Origin of the sequence: Halorubellus amylolyticus (genome assembly GCF_034808145.1) — an archaeon.
Taxonomy (GTDB): Archaea; Halobacteriota; Halobacteria; order Halobacteriales; family Natrialbaceae; genus Halorubellus.
In genome coordinates, this window is record NZ_JAXHGM010000001.1 from 572,853 (window position 1) to 591,242 (window position 18,390).

The 18,390-nt window shown below is 67.8% G+C and carries 20 protein-coding genes and 1 tRNA gene; 10 read left to right on the plus strand and 11 right to left on the minus strand.

Annotated features, from left to right (window positions below):
* The first annotated feature begins 50 nt into the window (after positions 1-50).
* The 4 genes from SM754_RS02875 (at position 51) to SM754_RS02890 (ending at position 5,399) form a co-directional block, all read left to right on the plus strand.
* Positions 51-2,330: a DUF4350 domain-containing protein gene (locus SM754_RS02875; RefSeq protein WP_323674706.1), complete on the plus strand. Its 2,280-nt coding sequence runs from the start codon at positions 51-53 to the stop codon at positions 2,328-2,330.
* A 249-nt stretch (positions 2,331-2,579) separates the two neighbouring features.
* Positions 2,580-3,548, plus strand: coding sequence for a phosphate/phosphite/phosphonate ABC transporter substrate-binding protein (phnD, locus tag SM754_RS02880; protein ID WP_323674707.1), 969 nt, complete (start codon positions 2,580-2,582; stop codon positions 3,546-3,548).
* Between the two features lie 58 nt (positions 3,549-3,606).
* Positions 3,607-4,362, plus strand: a complete 756-nt coding sequence (locus SM754_RS02885; RefSeq protein ID WP_323674708.1) for a phosphonate ABC transporter ATP-binding protein — start codon at positions 3,607-3,609, stop codon at positions 4,360-4,362.
* Positions 4,359-5,399: a PhnE/PtxC family ABC transporter permease gene (locus tag SM754_RS02890; RefSeq protein WP_323674709.1), complete on the plus strand. Its 1,041-nt coding sequence runs from the start codon at positions 4,359-4,361 to the stop codon at positions 5,397-5,399. The genes SM754_RS02885 and SM754_RS02890 overlap by 4 nt, the downstream gene beginning before the upstream one ends.
* Before the next feature lies 1 nt (position 5,400).
* On the opposite strand, the gene SM754_RS02895 is transcribed toward SM754_RS02890, so the two are convergent.
* The 3 genes from SM754_RS02895 to SM754_RS02905 form a co-directional block, all read right to left on the minus strand.
* Positions 5,401-6,015 (minus strand): uracil-DNA glycosylase, encoded by a 615-nt coding sequence (locus SM754_RS02895; RefSeq protein ID WP_323674710.1) that lies wholly within the window; start codon positions 6,013-6,015, stop codon positions 5,401-5,403.
* 135 nt (positions 6,016-6,150) lie between these two features.
* Complete coding sequence (locus SM754_RS02900) at positions 6,151-6,789, minus strand: endonuclease dU (protein WP_323674711.1); 639 nt, start codon at positions 6,787-6,789, stop codon at positions 6,151-6,153.
* A complete protein-coding gene (locus SM754_RS02905) occupies positions 6,786-6,962 on the minus strand; it encodes a DUF5786 family protein (RefSeq protein WP_323674712.1) in 177 nt (58 codons plus the stop codon). Before SM754_RS02905 ends, SM754_RS02900 begins: the two co-directional genes overlap by 4 nt.
* A gap of 107 nt (positions 6,963-7,069) precedes the next feature.
* On the opposite strand from SM754_RS02905, the gene SM754_RS02910 reads away from it, so the two are divergent.
* Positions 7,070-7,684 (plus strand): MBL fold metallo-hydrolase, encoded by a 615-nt coding sequence (locus SM754_RS02910; protein WP_323674713.1) that lies wholly within the window; start codon positions 7,070-7,072, stop codon positions 7,682-7,684.
* A gap of 106 nt (positions 7,685-7,790) precedes the next feature.
* Here SM754_RS02910 and SM754_RS02915 read toward each other — a convergent pair whose 3' ends face one another.
* Positions 7,791-7,940, minus strand: a complete 150-nt coding sequence (locus SM754_RS02915; protein WP_323674714.1) for a 50S ribosomal protein L40e — start codon at positions 7,938-7,940, stop codon at positions 7,791-7,793.
* Positions 7,941-8,147: 207 nt separating this feature from the next.
* On the opposite strand from SM754_RS02915, the gene SM754_RS02920 reads away from it, so the two are divergent.
* Positions 8,148-9,932 carry a site-2 protease family protein gene (locus SM754_RS02920; RefSeq protein ID WP_323674715.1) on the plus strand — a complete coding sequence of 595 codons (1,785 nt, stop codon included), beginning with the start codon at positions 8,148-8,150 and terminating at the stop codon, positions 9,930-9,932.
* A 41-nt stretch (positions 9,933-9,973) separates the two neighbouring features.
* Here SM754_RS02920 and SM754_RS02925 read toward each other — a convergent pair whose 3' ends face one another.
* Positions 9,974-10,231 carry a PGF-CTERM sorting domain-containing protein gene (locus SM754_RS02925; RefSeq protein WP_323674716.1) on the minus strand — a complete coding sequence of 86 codons (258 nt, stop codon included), beginning with the start codon at positions 10,229-10,231 and terminating at the stop codon, positions 9,974-9,976.
* 72 nt (positions 10,232-10,303) lie between these two features.
* Positions 10,304-10,828: a PadR family transcriptional regulator gene (locus SM754_RS02930; protein WP_323674717.1), complete on the minus strand. Its 525-nt coding sequence runs from the start codon at positions 10,826-10,828 to the stop codon at positions 10,304-10,306.
* Between the two features lie 132 nt (positions 10,829-10,960).
* Between SM754_RS02930 and SM754_RS02935 the strand changes: the two genes are divergently transcribed.
* Complete coding sequence (locus tag SM754_RS02935) at positions 10,961-12,484, plus strand: heme-binding protein (RefSeq protein WP_323674718.1); 1,524 nt, start codon at positions 10,961-10,963, stop codon at positions 12,482-12,484.
* Between the two features lie 66 nt (positions 12,485-12,550).
* Here the strand turns inward: SM754_RS02935 and SM754_RS02940 are convergent, their stop codons facing one another.
* From SM754_RS02940 to SM754_RS02955, 4 genes are all read right to left on the minus strand, one after another.
* On the minus strand, positions 12,551-13,459 hold the full coding sequence (locus SM754_RS02940; protein WP_323674719.1) for a hypothetical protein: 909 nt from the start codon (positions 13,457-13,459) through the stop codon (positions 12,551-12,553).
* A 563-nt stretch (positions 13,460-14,022) separates the two neighbouring features.
* Complete coding sequence (locus SM754_RS02945; RefSeq protein WP_323674720.1) at positions 14,023-15,135, minus strand: aldo/keto reductase; 1,113 nt, start codon at positions 15,133-15,135, stop codon at positions 14,023-14,025.
* Positions 15,136-15,221: 86 nt separating this feature from the next.
* A complete protein-coding gene (locus SM754_RS02950; RefSeq protein WP_323674721.1) occupies positions 15,222-15,674 on the minus strand; it encodes a hypothetical protein in 453 nt (150 codons plus the stop codon).
* A gap of 66 nt (positions 15,675-15,740) precedes the next feature.
* Positions 15,741-16,148 carry a hypothetical protein gene (locus SM754_RS02955; RefSeq protein WP_323674722.1) on the minus strand — a complete coding sequence of 136 codons (408 nt, stop codon included), beginning with the start codon at positions 16,146-16,148 and terminating at the stop codon, positions 15,741-15,743.
* A 113-nt stretch (positions 16,149-16,261) separates the two neighbouring features.
* Here SM754_RS02955 and SM754_RS02960 point away from each other — a divergent pair, with 113 nt between their 5' ends.
* The 3 genes from SM754_RS02960 (at position 16,262) to SM754_RS02970 (ending at position 18,035) form a co-directional block, all read left to right on the plus strand.
* The gene (locus SM754_RS02960) at positions 16,262-17,170 is read left to right on the plus strand and encodes an acyltransferase (protein ID WP_323674723.1); all 909 of its coding nucleotides are present in this window, start codon (positions 16,262-16,264) and stop codon (positions 17,168-17,170) included.
* A 195-nt stretch (positions 17,171-17,365) separates the two neighbouring features.
* A complete protein-coding gene (locus SM754_RS02965) occupies positions 17,366-17,677 on the plus strand; it encodes a DUF7577 domain-containing protein (RefSeq protein ID WP_323674724.1) in 312 nt (103 codons plus the stop codon).
* Positions 17,678-17,879: 202 nt separating this feature from the next.
* Positions 17,880-18,035, plus strand: coding sequence for a DUF7331 family protein (locus SM754_RS02970; RefSeq protein WP_227132116.1), 156 nt, complete (start codon positions 17,880-17,882; stop codon positions 18,033-18,035).
* 221 nt (positions 18,036-18,256) lie between these two features.
* Here the strand turns inward: SM754_RS02970 and SM754_RS02975 are convergent.
* Positions 18,257-18,327, minus strand: a tRNA-Gly gene (locus SM754_RS02975).
* Between the last annotated feature and the right edge of the window lie 63 nt (positions 18,328-18,390).

Genomic DNA, 18,390 nt, shown 5'->3' on the forward strand with positions numbered 1-18,390 from the left:
TATATAGGACATAGAAGGCTTTAATTAAGTTCTCTGTACATCGTAGGGCGATGCGTCGACGACGCTTCATGGAACTCACTGCGGCGACGGCCCTGGCCGGGTCGGCGTCCGCGAAGACAGGGTACAACTCCGCATCCACCATCTCGCGACTCCGATTCCACTCCTCGGGCTCGTTCTACCGCGCCGACGGCGGCCCGCTCACGGACGACGCGTCCGTCCCCGTCTGGGCCGAGGACACCGCGACGAACGCCGACGCCGACTACGACGACGACGCCTTCGAGTACTGGGACTCCCGCCAGATTCCCCTCATGGCGGTCGACGACGGCGTCGTCGCGTTCGGGTCGACGCTCGTCGACGACGACGCCCTCACCGGCGAGTACGACAACGCCCAGTTCCTCCTCAACGTCTGGAACGCCGAGGTCGGCTCCGGCACCGTCCTCTGGGACGAATCCAACGGCCAGTACTGGACGCTCGACAGGTTCAGCGAGTTCGAGACCGCCGCCGAGAACGCGGGCTTCGACGTCCGGGCCACACAGAACCTCCACAACGACCTCGCGGACGCCGACGCTGCCGTCATCACCGTCCCCGGCGAGTCCCTCACCGACGGCGAACTCGACCGGCTCGCCGAGTTCGTCGCGAACGGCGGGACGCTGTTCCTCCACGACCAATCGGACTACAACGACTACGACGCCACCCAGCGCCTCGACGAGATCTGCGAGCGCCTCGGGACCGTCTTCCAGTTCAATGACGACCAGGTCTACGACGACGACAGCAACGCCGGTGCGAGCTACCAGCCGACGACCGACGTCTTCGTCACCGACTTCCCGTACTTCGATGGCGACGGAGGCGGCGGTGGTGGCGACGGCAACGAGGCGCCGACGGCGAGTGCGAGCGTCGACGACGCCACCGTCGCACCCGGGACGTCCGTCTCCTTCGACGGCACCGGCTCCACCGACGCCGACGGCAGCATCGGGAGCTACGACTGGACGTTCGGCGACGGCACCACCGCGACCGGCGCGACGCCCACGCACACCTACGACGCGACGGGGAGCTACGACGCGACGCTCACCGTCACCGACGACGACGGCGCGACCGACACCGCGACCGTCACCGTCGCCGTCGAGAGCGCGGGCGGGCCGGACACGACCGAGGTCACCATCGACGCGCTCAGCGACGGCGACACGTTCGACGTCCGGTTCGACGACGGCACCATCGAATCCGTCCGCGTGCTCGGTATCGACACCGCCGAGAAGGCAAGCAATCAGGACGCCGAACGGCCTCCGGAGTGGGAGGGCATCGAGTCGCTTTCCTACCTCGCGACGTGGGGCGACGAAGGCACGCAGTACTCGAAGGACGCGTTCGACGTCGGCGACACCGTCGAGATATTCTACGACGACAACGAGGGCGAGACGGACCCGTTCGGTCGGCTGCTCGCGTACGTCAGGTACGACGCGACCGGCGACGGCTCTCGGGACACCCTCTACAACGAGCAGATCGTCGCGGACGGGTACGCTCGCGTCTACGGCTCCAGTCTCGCGAAGCACGACGAGTTCCTCGCCGCGGAGTCGACGGCGCGAGCGAACGACCTCGGCATCTGGGCGAACTCCGACCCGGACGCGTCCAGCGAGGTCCGCGACGCGAGCGTCGACGAGGTGTTCTTCCCGCAGGCCGCCGCGGTCACGAGCAGCGACGGGCCGCTCGCGGACGGTCGCGTCCCCGTGACCGACGCGGACGGCGCGAACGCGCTCGTCGGCGTCGACGCCGCGAACAACGTCGCGATGGTCGGCGGCCTCCTCGTCGACGAGACCTACGAGGCCGAGGAGGGGTACGCCGTCGACACGAGCGACTACGGGAACTTCCCGTTCCTCACGAACCTCGTCGACGCCGTCGCGGACGACGCGACCGGGAACGTCCTGCTGGACGGCGGGCACGGACAGTTCGGCTCGGACGCCGCGCTCTCCACCGAGGACGCCGCGTACTACATGCGGTACCTCGAAGGCCAGGACGTCGGGCTCCAGCAGCGCAACGACCTCGCGACCGCCGACCTCTCGAACGGCCGCGCGCTCGTCGTCACCACGCCCGCGAGCGGGTTCACGACCGACGAGATCGACGCGGTGTCGACGTTCGCGGCGAACGGTGGCGCGGTCGTCTTGATGGGCGCCGCCGATGGCGACGCGACCGCGCTCAACGACCTCGCGAGCGCGCTCGGCACCGACCTCCGCCTCGGCTCCGCGGTCACCGACTACTCGAACAACCTGAACGGCGACGACGCCGTCCCGGTGACGTCGAACTTCGACACCACGTTCGACCTGTTCGGTCCGTACACCTGACGCCGCCTCTATAGTCCCCGGCATTACCGGCAGTTCCGTCGCCCGCCGCGACGTCGAACGCGACGCCGGACCCGACCCTTCTTTCGAATCTGTTCTCAAACGCCCTCGCGGGTTCCAATCCGACTCGCCGATTCGCCGTCTCGGTTTAACATGAGAGCTAATCGCCGTCTCATTTTTCTTCTACATAGTCATACATAGAACGATTAGGAAAACTTAAGGTCGTAATCAAGAACTATGAATTGATTCGCAATGGCAAGTCGACGCGATTTCCTCAAGGCGACAGGCACGGCGGGAGCCCTCGGGCTCACGAGCATGGCGGGCTGCATCGGTAGCTTCGGCAGCCAGCCGTACAACGACGGCACGGTCCAGTTCATGATGAGTCCGACCGAGCCCCAGAACTACATGAAGAAGCAGTACGGGCCGATGCGAGACCACATCGAGGGCGAGCTCGACAACGCCGACGTCGAACTCCAGTACGCCTCGAACTACTCCGCGGTCCTCCAGGGCCTCGGCTCCGGGTCCGCCGACATCGCCGAGACCGGTCCGTTCGCGGCCGCACTCGGCGTGAAGTCCGACGACGCCGAGATCGCGCTCCAGCGGAAGGCCTACGGTGGCTGGAAGTACACGAGCGTCATCGTCACGCGCGAGGACTCCGACATCGAGAGCCTCAGCGACCTCAAGGGCAAGACGATCGCGTTCGCGGACATCACGTCCGCGTCCGGTTCGCTGTACCCGCTCTGGATGCTGAAGGAGGAAGGACTCTCCATCGGCGAAGCGCCGACGTCCGACAACGGCGCCGACTTCACGGCGACGTGGTCCGGGCACGCCGAGGCGTTCAAGACGCTCCAGGACGGCCAGGCCGACGCGGCGGGCGTCGGGAAGTTCATCACGCAGGGCGACGACGGCTACGTCGACGGCGTCCGTCCGGTCGCCGACTACATGGAGGACTACAACGAGAACGGCATCCCGCGCGCTCCGATGGTGACGAGCCCCGAGCTCTCCGACAGTAACAAGGAGCAGCTCGTCGAAGCCATCTCGAACGCGCCCGACGACGCGTACCTCGGCGCGAACGGCATGCCGAACTCGGAGACGCCCGAGGACAAGACCGAGGACGACCTCTGGTTCTCCGGCGTCCGCCCCGCGAGCCTCGAGACGTACCAGCCGGTCATCGACGTCGCGGACTCCCTCGGCCTGAGCACGGACCTCCTCGACGGATAACTGCGTTCGTCGACCCGAGTCCGAAAGCAACTAACCGTTCTTCACGAATTATTTGCCAATGCCAGCGATTACAGTAGAGAACCTGACAAAGCGTTACGGGGATACCGTGGCGCTCGAGGACGCCTCGTTCACCATTCCGGAGGGCGAGTTCGTGGTGCTCCTCGGGCCCTCGGGAGCGGGGAAATCGACCCTGCTACGCATCCTCAATGGACTCACCGAACCGACGGAGGGCGGCGTCTACATGGGCGACCAGAAGCTCAGTGGCCGACGCAGCGACATCGGGATGGTGTTCCAGATGCACTACCTCGTCGAGTCGATGAGCGCGTACAAGAACTCCCTGACGGGCGCACTCAGCCGCGAGGACCTCCTCCGGAGTCTCCTGACGTGGTACGATACGCCGGACAAGGTCGCGGCGCTCGAGGCGCTCGACACCGTCGGCCTGCTCGACGAAGCCCAGCAGCGCGCCGGCTCGATGTCCGGCGGTCAGAAGCAGCGCGTCGGGATCGCTCGCGCGCTCGTCCAGCAACCGGACCTGATGCTCGCCGACGAACCCGTCGCGAGCCTCGACCCGAAGGCGGCCGAGGAAGTGATGGGGTACATGCGTGACGCGGCGAAGGAACGCACGCTCACCACCATCGCCAGCCTCCATCAGGTCGGGCTCGCGCGCGAGTTCGGCGAGCGCTACATCGGCCTGCGCGACGGCCGCGTCGTCTTCGACGGCGGGCGGGACGACCTGACGATGGACGTCGTCGACGAGATCTACTACGAGGAGGACGAGGAAGCGTCCGCGGCCACCCAGGAGGCGATACAATGAGCGAGGAGAGCGCGTCCGTGGAGATGCGTGGGACGCAGGCGGATACCTCCCAGCGAATCAAGGACCGCCTCATGCAGATCGAGCGAGCGCAACGCATCCGGCGGTTCCTCATGCTCGGCCTGGTCATCGGCGTGCTCGCCGCGACCGGCGCCGGCCTCACGTACCTCGGGTTCACGCTGGCAGCGGTCGCCCGACAGTTCCCGGTGTTCCTCGACAACATGTTCAACTTCGCGACGCCGGACTTCCAGTTCTTCACGCTGTACTCGTCCGAGCAAGGCCTGAACGGCTGGGACGGGTTCTTCGAGAGTCTCGCGAACCCCGGGTCGCTCGTCGAGTCCATCATGCAGCGTAACGAGGGCACGAGCATCATCGGTGCGAGCGTCGTCACCATCATCGTCGGCCTCACCGGGACCGTCGTGGGCTTCCCGCTCGCGCTGTTCTTCGGTGTCCTGGGCTCCGAGCGCGTGACGCCGTTCCCGTTCAACTTCCTGTTCCGCGGGACGATGAGCACCATCCGCGCGATCCCCGCGATCGTTTGGGTGCTGTTCTACATTCCCGTGTTCGGGCCGACGCCGCTGTCCGCGATGTTCGCCATCGCGACCGACACCATCGGGAACATGGGACGGCTGTTCACCGACGAACTCGAGGAGGTCGAGGAGGGCCCCATCGAGGCCATCTCGTCGACCGGCGCGAACCGCGCGCAGGTCATCAGCTTCGGGATGCTCTCGCAGGTGTTCTCGTCGTTCATCGCGTGGGCGCTGTACATCACGGAGATCAACGTCCGCGTCGCCATCTCGCTTGGCGTCGTCGGCGCGGGCGGCCTCGGTCAGTACATCAAGGGGCAGCTCGCACAGCTGGCGTACTCGCGCGCTGCCGCTGGCATCTTCATGGTCATCGTCATCGTCATCAGCGTGGAGCTGTTCTCCTCGCGGCTCCGCTCTCGACTCCGTCCGGAGGAGAACTCCGGTGACGGCTTCTTCGACGCCGTGAAGCGGCTGTTCGACGGCGATCGCTGGCTCGGCCGGTCGAACGACTAGCTCAGAACTCGCCGAGGCGGGACTGCCCGCCGCTTCCCTCCGTCTCGACGCCGGCGAGCGTCGCGGCCTCCGCGATGGCGTCGGTGAACGTGTCGCGTTGACTGCGGTCGTAGAGCGTCGCGGCCGGATGGACGCTCAGGACGACGCGTCGCGTCTCGTCACCGACGCGGACGTCGTGGACGTCGCCGGCTTCGTTCGTGATGGCGACGTCGCGTTCGAGGAGGTGCTGGCTCGGGACCTTCCCGAGGGTGACGACGACGTCGGGGTCGACGGCGTCGAGTTCGCGTTCGAGGTGGTCGCGACAGTTCGCGAGCTCCTCGCCGTTCGGGTCGCGGTTGTCCGGGGGACGGCATCGCACGCAGTTCGTGATGCGGACGTCCTCGCGGAGGAGGCCGACGTCGCCGAGCGCGTCGTCGAGGACGTCGCCGGACCGGCCGACGAACGGTTCGCCGCGGTCGTCCTCGTTCGCGCCCGGGGCTTCGCCGACGAAGCAGAGTGCTGCGTCGTCGGGCCCGACGCCGTTGACGATGCGCGACCGCGAGTCACAGAGTGCCGGGCAGCGCGTGCAGGCGGTGACGGTCGCGCCGTCGAACGCGACCGCGTCGTCGTCGCTCATGTGCACTCCGCGGTGGGGAACGCTCCTAACGGTTTCGTCCCCGGCCGCTGTCCCGACGGGGCCGATGGGCGCAACCGCGTCGACGGCGGGCGCTGTGCGGTCACGTGTCGCGTCGACCGTGGGCGCGGTGGCGGTCTACGTGTCGCGCCGCAGGGCGTCGCCGGCGCGAGCGACCTCGCGGGCGACGCGCACCGGCTCGGGGCGGCCGTCGTGCGTGAACGCGCGGACGACCTCGGCGGCGTGCTCGTCGCCGACGCCGAGCGCGCGGACGTACACGACCGCGCTCCGGTCGCCGTCGTCCCCGTCTGCGGCGCCCTCGGCGCGGTCACCGTTCGCGACGGAGCCGCCGCTTCCGACAGAGTCCTCTTTCCCGACGTCGACCGCGTGCCGCTCCGGCAGCGCCCGGTACGCGTCGAGGCGTGCGTCGAGCGCGTCGCCGTCGAACGCGGCGTCGAGCGCCGGTTCGAGGCTCTCGCTCGCCTCGAACGTCACCGCGAGGACCGGGCGGTCCAGTCGCTCGTGGAGCGCGTCGAGATGCAAGAGGTTGTACCACGCGAGCGCGACACCCGCGACGAGGACGTAGCGCGCGTCCGGCCGGTCAAGCGCCTCGACGACGTCACCGACGGCACCGGTCGCGTCGCTCCCGCCGACCGTACAGCGCCCGAAGGAGACGGCCTCGACGGCCCGGTCGCGTCGAACCACCACGCCCGCGAGGGTGCTCACGTCGCCGACGTAGGACTCGGCGACACCCACCGCGCGCGCCCCGGTCTTCACGTCTCGTCCTTGATGTCCTGCAAGCGGTCGAGGAGTTCGTCGTTCGATGCCCCGTTCTCGAAGTCGACCTCACCGTCGTTGTCCGTATCACGGCCGTCGACGGTATCCTCGTCGAAGTCTGTGTCGATTTCCTGCGAGCCCTGCTCGGACTCGTCGTAACTCCCAAAACCCATACGTGTGAAATATTGTCGTACAACCCCAAAAGCGTCACGGGCGATTCGTCAGTCTCCGAAGGTATGGCGCGTCAGGCTTTAGTAATCGACCGTGCGTCCGTGTACACGTGACAGTACATACGGTGACGGCGGACGCGGAGACGTTCACGTGCAACGCCTACCTCGCGACGGGCGACGTGACGGCGCTCGTGGACGCCGGCGCGTACGACGGCGTCGTCGACGCGGTCCGCGAGCACGTCGACGACGTCGACGCAGTCTACCTCACGCACCAGCACGGCGACCACGTCGCGCAGCTGGACGCCGTCGTCGACGCGTTCGACCCGGACGTGTACGCGTACGCCGAGCACGACCAGCGAACGCACGCAATCGAGGACGGCGACACGGTCAGTCTCGGTGACGAGGCGTTCGACGTCGTGTACACGCCCGGGCACGCGAGCGACCACGTGTCGTTCGTCTCCGAGACGACGCTGTACTCGGGTGACGTCGTCGTGCACGACGACGGCGCGTTCGACGACGGGAGCTTCGGACGCACCGACCACGCCGGGCAGAGCCGCGAGCGCCTCATCGAGAGTATCCAGCAGCTCCTCGACCGGTTCCCGGAGGCCGTCGAGCACATGTACGCCGGGCACGGCAGCGAGTTCCACGGCGACGTCCGCGACGTCGTCGAGACCGCGCTCGCTCGCGCCGAGCGACGCGAACCGAAGTACCCCGACGAGGCCTGACGAGCGTCGACGCGACGACGAGAGCCGCGTCGACGGCGAACGGCGTCGTCACTCGCGAACGAGCACTCGAACGCGCGAAGAAGCGATTGGGAACGTGCTCCGGGAATCAGGCCGCGCGCGCTTCCTTCGCCTTCGGGCGGAGGTTCTTGTACCCGCACTTCCGGCAGCGCGTCGCTTCCTTGGAGTTCCGAGCGTTACATCGCATGCAGATCATCTTCTCGAGGTTCCGCGCTTCCGCTTCCTTGAAACTGGCCATACGGTCCCTCCTTCCCCATCGCGGTTAAACCTTTCCGAGTTCCGCCGCGAGCCACGCTGAACGCGACGACTGGCCGCGAACCACCGCTGGTACTCGCGCGGAGACCCATCCGAGCGCGACCGTGTGCGTCGACGAGCGCGGCCGGATGGACCCCGGTGAGTCGGGGTAACCAAAGCCATTTGCCCGCGCATCCCCGAGAGACGAGTGATGGTTTCCACGCTGCAGTGGGTGCTGTTCGGGCTCGCGGTCTACTGGCTCGCGGTCATCTACGCGAACCGGAACGGCCTCCTGCCGTCGTTCATCGGCACGAGCGGTCCGATACTCACCCTGCACACGAAGCGCGGGCGGGCGTTCCTGAACTGGCTCGCCGGCCCGAAGCGGTTCTGGCGAGCCTGGGCGAACGTCGGCGTCGGCATCACGCTCGTCGTCATGGTCGGGTCGTTCGTCGCGCTCGTGTTCACCGCACTCCAGGTCGCGCAGGACCCCGCCCAGCAGACGGTCAGCAACCCGAAGAACTTCCTCGTCATCCCCGGCGTCAACGACTTCCTCCCGCTGTCGGCCGCGCCCGGTATCGTGTTCGGGCTCGCTGTCGGCCTCATCGTCCACGAGGGCGGCCACGGCTTGCTCTCGCGCGTCGAGGACATGGAGATCGAATCCATGGGCCTCGCGTTGCTCGCGATCCTCCCGGTCGGGGCGTTCGTCGAACCGAACGATAAGCAGCGCCGGGAGCGGTCCCGCGGCGCGCAGACCCGGATGTTCGCCGCCGGCGTCACGAACAACTTCGCCGTCACCGTCATCGCGTACGCGCTCCTGTTCGGCCCCATCGTCGCGTCGCTGTCGGTCGCACCGGGCGCGGCGGTCGCCGGGTCGTTCCCCGCGTCGCCCGCCGCGCAAGCGGACATCGGCGAGGGCGACCGCATCACGGCGTTCGACGGGCAGCCGGTCGAGTCGAACGCGGACGTCTCCGCGATGCTCGCGAACACCACCGCGGAGACCGTCGAGGTCGAGGTCGACGGCGACCGCACCGAGCGAGTCGAGCGCACGGTCCTGGTCACGCAGAGCGTCCGTGGCGGGCCAGCGGCGATCGCGCCAGAGGACACGATAACCGCGGTCAACGGGACGCCGGTGAGTACGACCGCCGGGTTCTACGACGCCGTCGAAGCGTCACCGGGGCCGGTGAACGCGACCGTCGAACGCGCGAACGGCACGGTCGCCAGCAGCGAGTTCGTCGCCGGCGCGTACGTCCGGGTCCTCGACGGTGACCCGTTCGCCGCCGGAGGCGCGCCCGCCGGCGAGATGCTCGTCGTCACCGAGATAGACGGGGAGCGCGTCGTCGACACGCGCGAACTCGTCCGGTACGTCGGGAACCAGGACCCGGGGACGACCGTCTCCATCACCGCGTACCACGACGGTGCTCGCGACACCTACGAGGTCGAACTCGGCGCGCAGGACGGCGGCGGGTTCCTCGGCGTCCAACCCGTCTTCGGGACGACCGGGCTCGTCGTCACCGACTTCGGCGTGCAGCTGTACCCCGCCGAGAACTACCTCGGCGCGCTCGGTGGCGGCGGCCCCGGCGACACCGGGCTCGTCCAGTGGTTCTTCGGGACGATGTTCGGGACGCTCGTCCTCCCGTTCGCGAGCGCGTTCGGCGCGCTCGGCCTCCCGGTGAACTTCGCGGGCTTCCAGGGTGCGATCACGAACTTCTACGTCGCGAGCGGCGGGTCGCTCTCCTTCCTCGGCGCCGACGCGCTGTTCGTGCTCGCGAACCTCGCGTTCTGGACTGGATGGATCAACGTCCAGCTCGGGTTCTTCAACTGCATCCCCGCGTTTCCGCTCGACGGCGGACACATCCTCCGCACGAGCACGGAAGCGGTCGTCTCGCGGCTCCCGATCGACCCGAAGCGCCGGCACGTCCGGTACGTCACGACGAGCGTCGGCGTCACGATGCTCGTCTGCCTGCTCGCGATGGTCGTCGTCCCGACCCTCCTCTGAACGCCGGGGCCGGTTCCTCTTCGGGGCCGCTATCTGCGTTGTCAGTGCCGCGTTCGCGCGAGCAGCGCGACGGCGGCGAGCGCTGTGACCGCGGCGGCGAGCCCGAAGCCGGGCATCCCGTTCGCGTCGTCGGCAGAACCGGTCGTCGTGACGTCGGTGGTCTCGTTCGGTGTCGAGTCGTCCGTTGTTACGTCGACCGCGGTTGCCGTGCCAAGCGGTGGGACCGCTGCCAGGCGGAAATCCCGATGAGAATGATTGTCTGTAATCGAGAAGACGGTATCGACTCCAAAGTGACTCATTACTGGTGAACCCTTCCCAATCGTCGACCGGTGACACTCTCTCAAGAAGTGAGACGGGGGCGTCGGCGCGCGTTACTCGTCGTTGCGGTCGACGCCGTGCGCGTCGTAGAACTCCTCGGGCGTGTCCTCGATGCGGTCGAAGTCGCCGAAGTAGTGGTCGTGGTGGCGTATCATCTGTTCGACGATCCACGCGGAGAAGTCCTCGTCGAAGTGCCACTCGCCGTCGATGGCGGGGACCTCGAAGCGGTCGTCCGTGGAGAACGCGACGTAGACGTGATAGAATCCGAGGATGACGTCCGCGAACTCCTTGGCCTTCTTCGCGGACTCCTCGCGGCGACGTGCGAGCTCCTCAACGCCGTCGTCGGTGAGCTCGAAGTACTTCCGGTCGGGTTCGTCCTCGCGCTCGATCCGCTCGGCCCACCCCTCGTCCTCGAACTTGTACAGTATCGGGTACACCGACCCGTACGAGGGCTCCCAGTGACCGCCACTGATCTCCGTTATCTCCTTGAGTATCTCGTACCCGTACCGTGGTTTCTCCGCGAGGAGTTCCAGGACGATGTACGCGATGAGCCCCTTCGGCGGGCCGCTCTTGCGCATCTTGTATTTATCTTCCGGGGCGGTCGTGAAAGGGTTTCGATACTCGTGGTCAGTTGCCGGCGGTGTGTCGACGACCACCGGACCCGACCCGAGACCGACACGGCCTTCTGGCCGCCAGCCGAAGCCGCGACCATGGAGCAACGCGAACCGCCGCTCACGGCGGAAGGGTCGTACGTACTGCACGACTTCCGGACGGTGGACTGGGACGCCTGGCGGCAGGCGCCCGAGCGCGAACGCGAGCGAGCACTCGAAGAGGGCCAGGAGTTCCTGGCTCACCGCGAGCACGCTGCGCGCAGCGACGACGGCGAGTCGGCGCTCTACTCGGTGATGGGTCACAAGGCGGACCTGCTCTTCCTGCACCTGCGGCCGACGATGCGGGACCTCGACCGCATCGAGCGGTCGTTCGAGGACACCGCGCTCGCCGCGTTCACCGAGCGTACGACGAGCTACGTGTCCGTCACGGAGGCCTCGGGGTACGGCGAGCAGACCCGGGAGTACCTCGCCGGTGAGACCGACGAGGACGCCGTGATCGGCGACTACATCGACGACCGCCTGCATCCGGAGATTCCCGACAGCGAGTTCGTGTCGTTCTACCCGATGAGCAAGCGTCGGCAGCCCGAGCAGAACTGGTACGATACGTCGTACGACGAGCGCGCCGAGCACATCATGCGGCACGCGGACATCGGCCGGGACTACGCCGGGAAGGTCGACCAGATGATCTGCTCGTCGGTCGGCCTGGACGCCCATGAGTGGGGAATCACGCTCTGGGCGGACGACCTCTCGAACGTGAAGGACCTCCTGAACGAGATGCGGTTCGACCCGTCGACGTCGCAGTTCGCCGAGTTCGGTGACTTCCTCGTCGGCCGGAAGTTCCCGCCCGCGGACCTCCCCGCGTTCTTCGCCGGCGACGACGTCCCCGTCCCGGAGGGCGAGCGCGACGACGCGGCCGCCGAGAGCGGGCACCACCACGGGGACGACGGCCACCACCACGACCACGGGGACGACGGCCAGCACCACGGCGACGACGCCGAGCACGCTCACGGCGACGGCGATGCGGGCGGCCCGCCGGCGGACGTGCGCGACGAACTGGAAGCCGAGGGCGTCTACGGCGGACAGCCCCACGGCGAGGACGTGTACGCGGTCGTCCTCTACAGCGAGGCGGACGTCGACGAACTCTACGAGGAGATGGACGGGCTCCGCGGGAACTTCGAGCACTACGACCGCCACGTGAAGACCGCGGTGTACGAGAACCCCGACGGCCCGCACGCGGTCGCGAGCGTCTGGGAGGCCCAAGACGCCGCCGACACCGCGAGCGGGTTCCTCACCGACCTCCCCGGCGTCGTCCGGCAGGCCGGCGACGACGCCGACGGCGACACGTGGGGGACGATGGGGATGTTCTACACGACCAAGGCCGACAAGCGCGAGGACTTCGTCGACAAGTTCGAGACCGTCGGTGGCGTCCTCGCGGACATGGACGGGCACGTCAAGACCGACCTGCTCGCGAACGTGGAGGACGAGAACGACATGTTCATCGCGTCCCGCTGGAACTCGCGCGACGACGCGATGGCGTTCTTCCGCTCCGACGCGTTCAGCGACACCGTCGACTGGGGGCGAGACGTCCTCGCGGACCGACCACGTCACGTCTTCCTCGCGTGAACTGACTGGGGTGGCATACGGCGGCCTCCAGGCCGCCGTTTCGGGATGGGGACCGTTTGCCCTGCGTCACGCGCTCCCGACGTAGAAGTCGTACGCGCCGGTCGCCTCCGTGCCGGTCACCTCGACGACGCGGCCGTCCGTCGACACCGTGACGTCCTGGAACTCGTCGAAGACGTCGTCCGCGGCCACCCAGTCCTCGACGTCGCCCTCGTCGATGTCCGACGCCTCGTTGAACACGCGGACGAACGTCGTCTCGATGCCGTCGTCGACGAGGACGGAGTCGATGCCGCGCGCGACCTCGCCCGCGAAATCGCCCTCGTCGGTGTCCGTCGACTCGGTCTCGTCGTACGTCCGCATCGACTGGATGGCGCCCTCCCCGAGGGCGTCCGAGAGCGTCTGGAAGTCCGCGCTATCCTCCGCGTAGCTCTCCGCATCACCCGCGTTCACGTCGAGAATCCCCTCGAGGACGGTTTCGGCGTTGTCCGCGCTCCCGAATATCCCCGTCGAGCGCGCGACGACGACCTCGCTGCTCCCGATACCGACCGCGGCATCGTCGTCGTGGCCCACGTACACGTCGTAGTCCTTGTACGCGTCCGCGCTGCTGAACTCCTCGGCTTCGAGCGTCGACGCGACGTCACCGGACTCGAAGTCCGCGGCGAGGACGGCGTTCTTCCCGAACGCGAGCTGGGCGTCGGTCGTCCCGAACTCGAACCCGACGAGGTCGCGCGCGGAACTCCCGAACGACCGCATCGCGTCGTAGACGTCGTCGTCGAAGTTCGCCGCGCGCTCGGCGATCGCCGAGGGCTGGTAGCGGAGCGAGAGGTAGTGGTCGACGTCGCCGACCGTCCCGGGCTGGTACAGCCATGCCGTCTCGCTCGCGTCCTTCGACCCGCCGAGGATGCTCGAACAGCCCGCGAGCGCGACCGCACCGGACGCCGCAGCCACTTTCAACAGTGAACGCCGTGTTCGTGTCATACCCTGACCGAGTGGGCTTGGTCACATAGGTCCTGCGCCAAAGTTGTATTGTCACCGCGGTCGCAAAGTTGTCCTGTCACCGCGGTCGAGGTGTCTCGCCGGCGCGGTAGACACGAACGACGACGGCGCTGTCGCTCTTCGAAGGATAAGGTCGGTCGCACCGAAAGAATCCGATCGCGGCCGGCCGCAACGCGGCCAGCCACGGACCGTAGATGGGTGGGTGGGTGGAACCGGCCTGACGTGGGTGGGGTGGGTGGTGGGTGTCGGCCGGTGGATTCGGTGGTGCGGTTGTCGACGTCTGCACGAGTGCACCCGGTACGACGGAACCGACTCGCGTCGGCCTCCCCCCTCGTATGGTGTGCGTGTGCGGACAGGCCCTGGCAGCTCGATGTGGGGACGAGCGCCAACGGGCATCATTTCATACGGTAGACCACCATATCAGTATAGACCGCCTAAACGACCCGTAAGGAGTGCTTACGGCTGTCGAACGACCGGTTCGAACGCGCCGAACCGGCCGATACTGGACGTTCGTTCGGACACCGCGGTGACGGTGGGGTGTCGCCTCAGTCGCCCGCGACGTGCTTGTCGAGGCCCGCGCGCTCGATGTCCGTTCCGCCGACGGACGACCGGAGACTGTCCATGCCGTCGTCGCGGTCCAGCTCGAACCCGTTCGCCTGGAGTTCCCGGACGCGGTCGTACTCCGCGTCCGAGAGCGCCGGGGCGTCGCTCGCCGTCGCCCACGCGTCGATGTCCGACCGCGTCCGGAACGTCGGCGTGACCGTCGCGACCGCGTCGTGATAGAGGAGGTACTGGAGCGACGCCTGCGCCATGGTTCGCCCACGGTCGCTCCTGTCGGTCGCTCCCTGCCGCCCACTCGCTTCGCTCGCGGGGACCCCGTCGCGTTCGAGGAACCGGAGCGCCTCCACCTTCTCGAACCCCGTCTCGAACCACTCGTCGGGCCGGTACGCGCGATGGTCGCCCTCGCCCGGCGGATTCTCGGGCGTGATCTGCTCGTTCAGGAGCCCCGACGAGTGCGGGACGCGCGGCACCAGGCTCGTCTCGCTCCCGGTCTCCTCGACGACCTCAAGGAACCGGTCGCCGATCTCGGGTTCGAGGGCGTTCCAGACGAGCTGGACGGAGTCGAACTCCTCTCGGATCGCCTTCTCGCCCTCCGCGAGCCATCCGATACTCGGGCCGAGCGCGATACCGACGGCGTCCGCGCGACCGCTCTCTCTGACCTCGTCGAGCCACTCGAGGACGTCCGCGTCGATCTCGTCGACGTTCGCGTTGTGTAACTGGAGCACGTCGACGGAGTCGAACCCGAGGCGGTCGAGGCTCTGCTCGAGCGCGTCGTCGAGGTACTCGGGGTGCATCTCCTTCGGGAGTTCACCGTGGCCCGCCTGCGGGTTGTCGTAGAAGTCGTACCCGACCTTCGTCGCGACGGACACCTCGTCGCGGACGTCCGCGAGCGCCTCGCCGACGAGCTCCTCGCTGTGGCCGTGCCCGTACACGTCGCCCGTGTCGAAGTACGTGATGCCCTGGTCGAACGCGTACCGGAGCATCTCCTTCGCTTCCTCGTCCGTGCGGTCGCCCCACCAGTCGGTGCCGACCGTCCACGCGCCGAACCCGATCTCGGACACGTCGACGCCCGCTGCGCCGAGTTCGCGGTAATGCATACGCCGGTCTAGGGACGCCCCGCACTTAGCGGGTGTGCTTCGTACCAGTGACCGGGAACGCGAGCCCGCGAGCCGATTGGTGCGAGCTATCCGACCTCGACGGGCATCGGTCCGTCGCCGTCGGTCGTGCTCGCGCGCCCGCACCGGTCACCGTCGCACGCGACCGCGACGGACAGGGGCGTGCGCTCGGAGACGCCTCGCTCCGGGACGACGACGACGGTTATCGGTTCGCCGACCGCGTCGTAGCCGTCCGCCTCGATGTCGTCGGGGAGGACGTAGGACCGACTGCCGAGCGCGCGGTCGACCGAGATGCTCACGCGCGTGCCGTCAGCGCTCCGGAAGGAGACGATTCCGGACCAGACGACGCCGTCGCCCTCGACGGTCACGCGCACCGAACCGTACACGTCGTCGTCGAGGAAGTCGAGGGCCGACGCGCATCCGGCGGCGACCGTCGCGCTGGCGGTCGCACCCGCGAGGACGACGCGTCTACGGGTCACGTCCACGTCCCCCGCTCGGCCGCCCGTGCCGCCTGTCCCCATACGGCACGCAAGTTCTGCCGGGAGTTCTTAAACCTTCCCACGTGACCGGGTCGGGGACCCGGGTCGTCACTCCAGCGTGAGCGTGATGGCGTCGTCGAGTCCGGTGACGGTCCCGGACGCGAGCTCCGCGTCGTCGGTCGACAGCGACGCGGAGAGCGGGTCCGCGGGGTCGTGGCCGGCCATGGGGGCCGCGACGAACTCGACCGGCGTGTACAGTTCGGTGACCCGCTCGTGCACCCGGAAGTCGGCGGGGGCGAGGTAGTCGACGTCACCGAGTCCGTACAGGTCCTCCCAGCGCTCCGCGCCGTCGACGTCGCGGAACCCGAGCGTCCCCACCCAGAGCGAACCCGGACCGCTGACGGACACCGACAGCCGCTCGAAGCGCTGCGGCGGCCTGCTCGACAGCGTCCCCGAGAGCGCCGCGAACGCCGCCGCCGACAGCCCGACCAGCGTCGACCGACGAGAGAGTGCCATGTGCTAGCAAGGGCTCACGTCGGTATCAGTGCTTGGTCGCCCCGGTGCGACGAGTGAAACGGCGTCCTTCGCACAACCAAACGGGTATCAGGCCCGGCCGCCAACTGGCAGGCATGACGAAACGGCACGTCACGCTTCCCGGGGGCGCCGAGGCAGGCGTCCGGGCGTTCATCGAGGACGTCGACGAGCGGCTCCGCGGGGACGCCGAGTCCACGTGCGAGGTCGTCGAGGACGTCCTCGTGGACCTCCACGGCGACCGCGACGCCTACGAGCGCTGGCAGAACGACGGGGACGTCTCGCCCGCCGAACGCGTCCGCCTCCAGGGGTACGACCCCTGCAACACGACGCTCGAGAGCGAGTACTACGCGGAGAAGGACGAGGACGCGTTCGAGACCTCCAAGCACCTCCAGTGGCTCTGGCGGCAGTTCGACGCCACGCCGATGGCCGACAACGTCGAGTTCGCGCTCCGCTTCCGCTCGATGCTCGCCGACCACCTCTTCGAATCCTGCGGCGACGGCTGCCGGTTCTTCAAGGGCATCACGTTCACGTACGGGCACAACATCACGATCGGTGACAACGTCGTCGTCCACGACGACGTCCACCTGGACGACCGCGGGAAGCTCACCATCGGTGACCGCGTCTCCATCAGCGACGACGCCCACATATACAGTCACGACCACGACGTCGTCGACCAGACCGCCGTCGAGAACTACCACACCATCATCGAGGACGACGCCCGCGTCACGTACGACACGATGGTCCGCGCGGGCTGCAAGATCGGCGAGAACGCGGTCGTCGGCGCGAAGGCCGCCGTCTCCAGCGACGTGCCCGCACACCACGTCGCCGTCGGATCGCCCGCGAAGAGCGTCAAGATAAAACCCGGCTGGGAGGACGTCGCCGAACCGCTCGAGGACGCGAACGTGAACCGGCAGGCCGAGCGCCGCATCGAGTACGACCTCCCCGACGACCTCGAGGTCTTCGACGAGTTCGGCCGCGACCTCGCATCGCCCGGCGACCGCTGACTCCCGCCCGACCGTCGACTCCCGCGTCACCATTGACCGCCCAGCGACCGCTGATTCCCCGTTCCCTCTCGAGGGGCGGCCGTTCATCCGGTCGCCGCGTCGAGCGCGCTCGCGAGTCCGCTCCCAGCGACCGTCGACACTCCAGTCTTCCCCGCGAGCGACAACAATCAAGTGCCATGCGAACAACTAGCATATATGGTCGAGGTCTGGAGCTGGATAATCGGCTACGCCGTCCTGTTCGCGGTCGTCCAGCTCGCCATCTACGCGTACTACGTGCGCCGCGGGGACACGAACCCGCAGGCGAGCGCCATCGGCGACCCCGAAGAATACACGCGCGTCGGCGACCGCGTCCAGCGGAACCACGTCGACGAGGACGCCCTCGACGACCACGACCCACCGACGCACTCGAACGAGGACACCGTCCGCGCGTGCCCGCACTGCGGCACGCCGAACGACCGCCTCGGGACAGTCAAGTACTGCCGGAACTGCACGCGCTCGCTCGGCTGACACACCAGTTGCCACTCGAACCGAGCGCTCCACCGACCGGTCGACCCGCCAGTCCGTCCAGCCCGTGGCAGCCCCTCGCCAACCGACCCGCACCCACCCACGTATCACGCCACCTCGTCCCGTGGCCGTCATGCTTTTATCGCCGCGCTCACCCGGCCAGCAAGCATAAGCCCGACCGAACGATAGCCTGCATCGAACTCGGATGCAGTCACAGGAGAACGAAGACGCCGACCGCTACGTCGGCCGCGAAACCGTCGAAGGGATGGTCATCTACGACCGCGAGAACCTGGACGCCTGGATCGAATCGGACACCACGCGTCCCGTCGAAGACGGACTCGAACGGCGCGACGAAGCCTGAAACCCCAGGGGTGGGTACAGTAACGCAACCGGTCGCCGCAGCGAACGCACGCGACGGCGACCTCTCACACCGCCGCTCTTCGCTCGGTTACGGGAGAGAAGTGCGCCGTCCGGGAATTGAACCGAAACCAGACGTGCTCGCTCACTCCGTTCGCTGCGCGCGACTGGTAGGATTCAATTCCCGATGGCGATTCCGCTCCTCACGTACGTTCGTCGCAGGAATGCGCCGTCCGGGAATTGAACCCGGGCTAGTGGCTTGGGAAGCCACTGTCCTACCACTGGACCAACGGCGCTCGCATCCGTCGATTCCCGCCGCTTGCACTTGAACGTAGCGCTTCGCGGTCGACGAGCTCGCG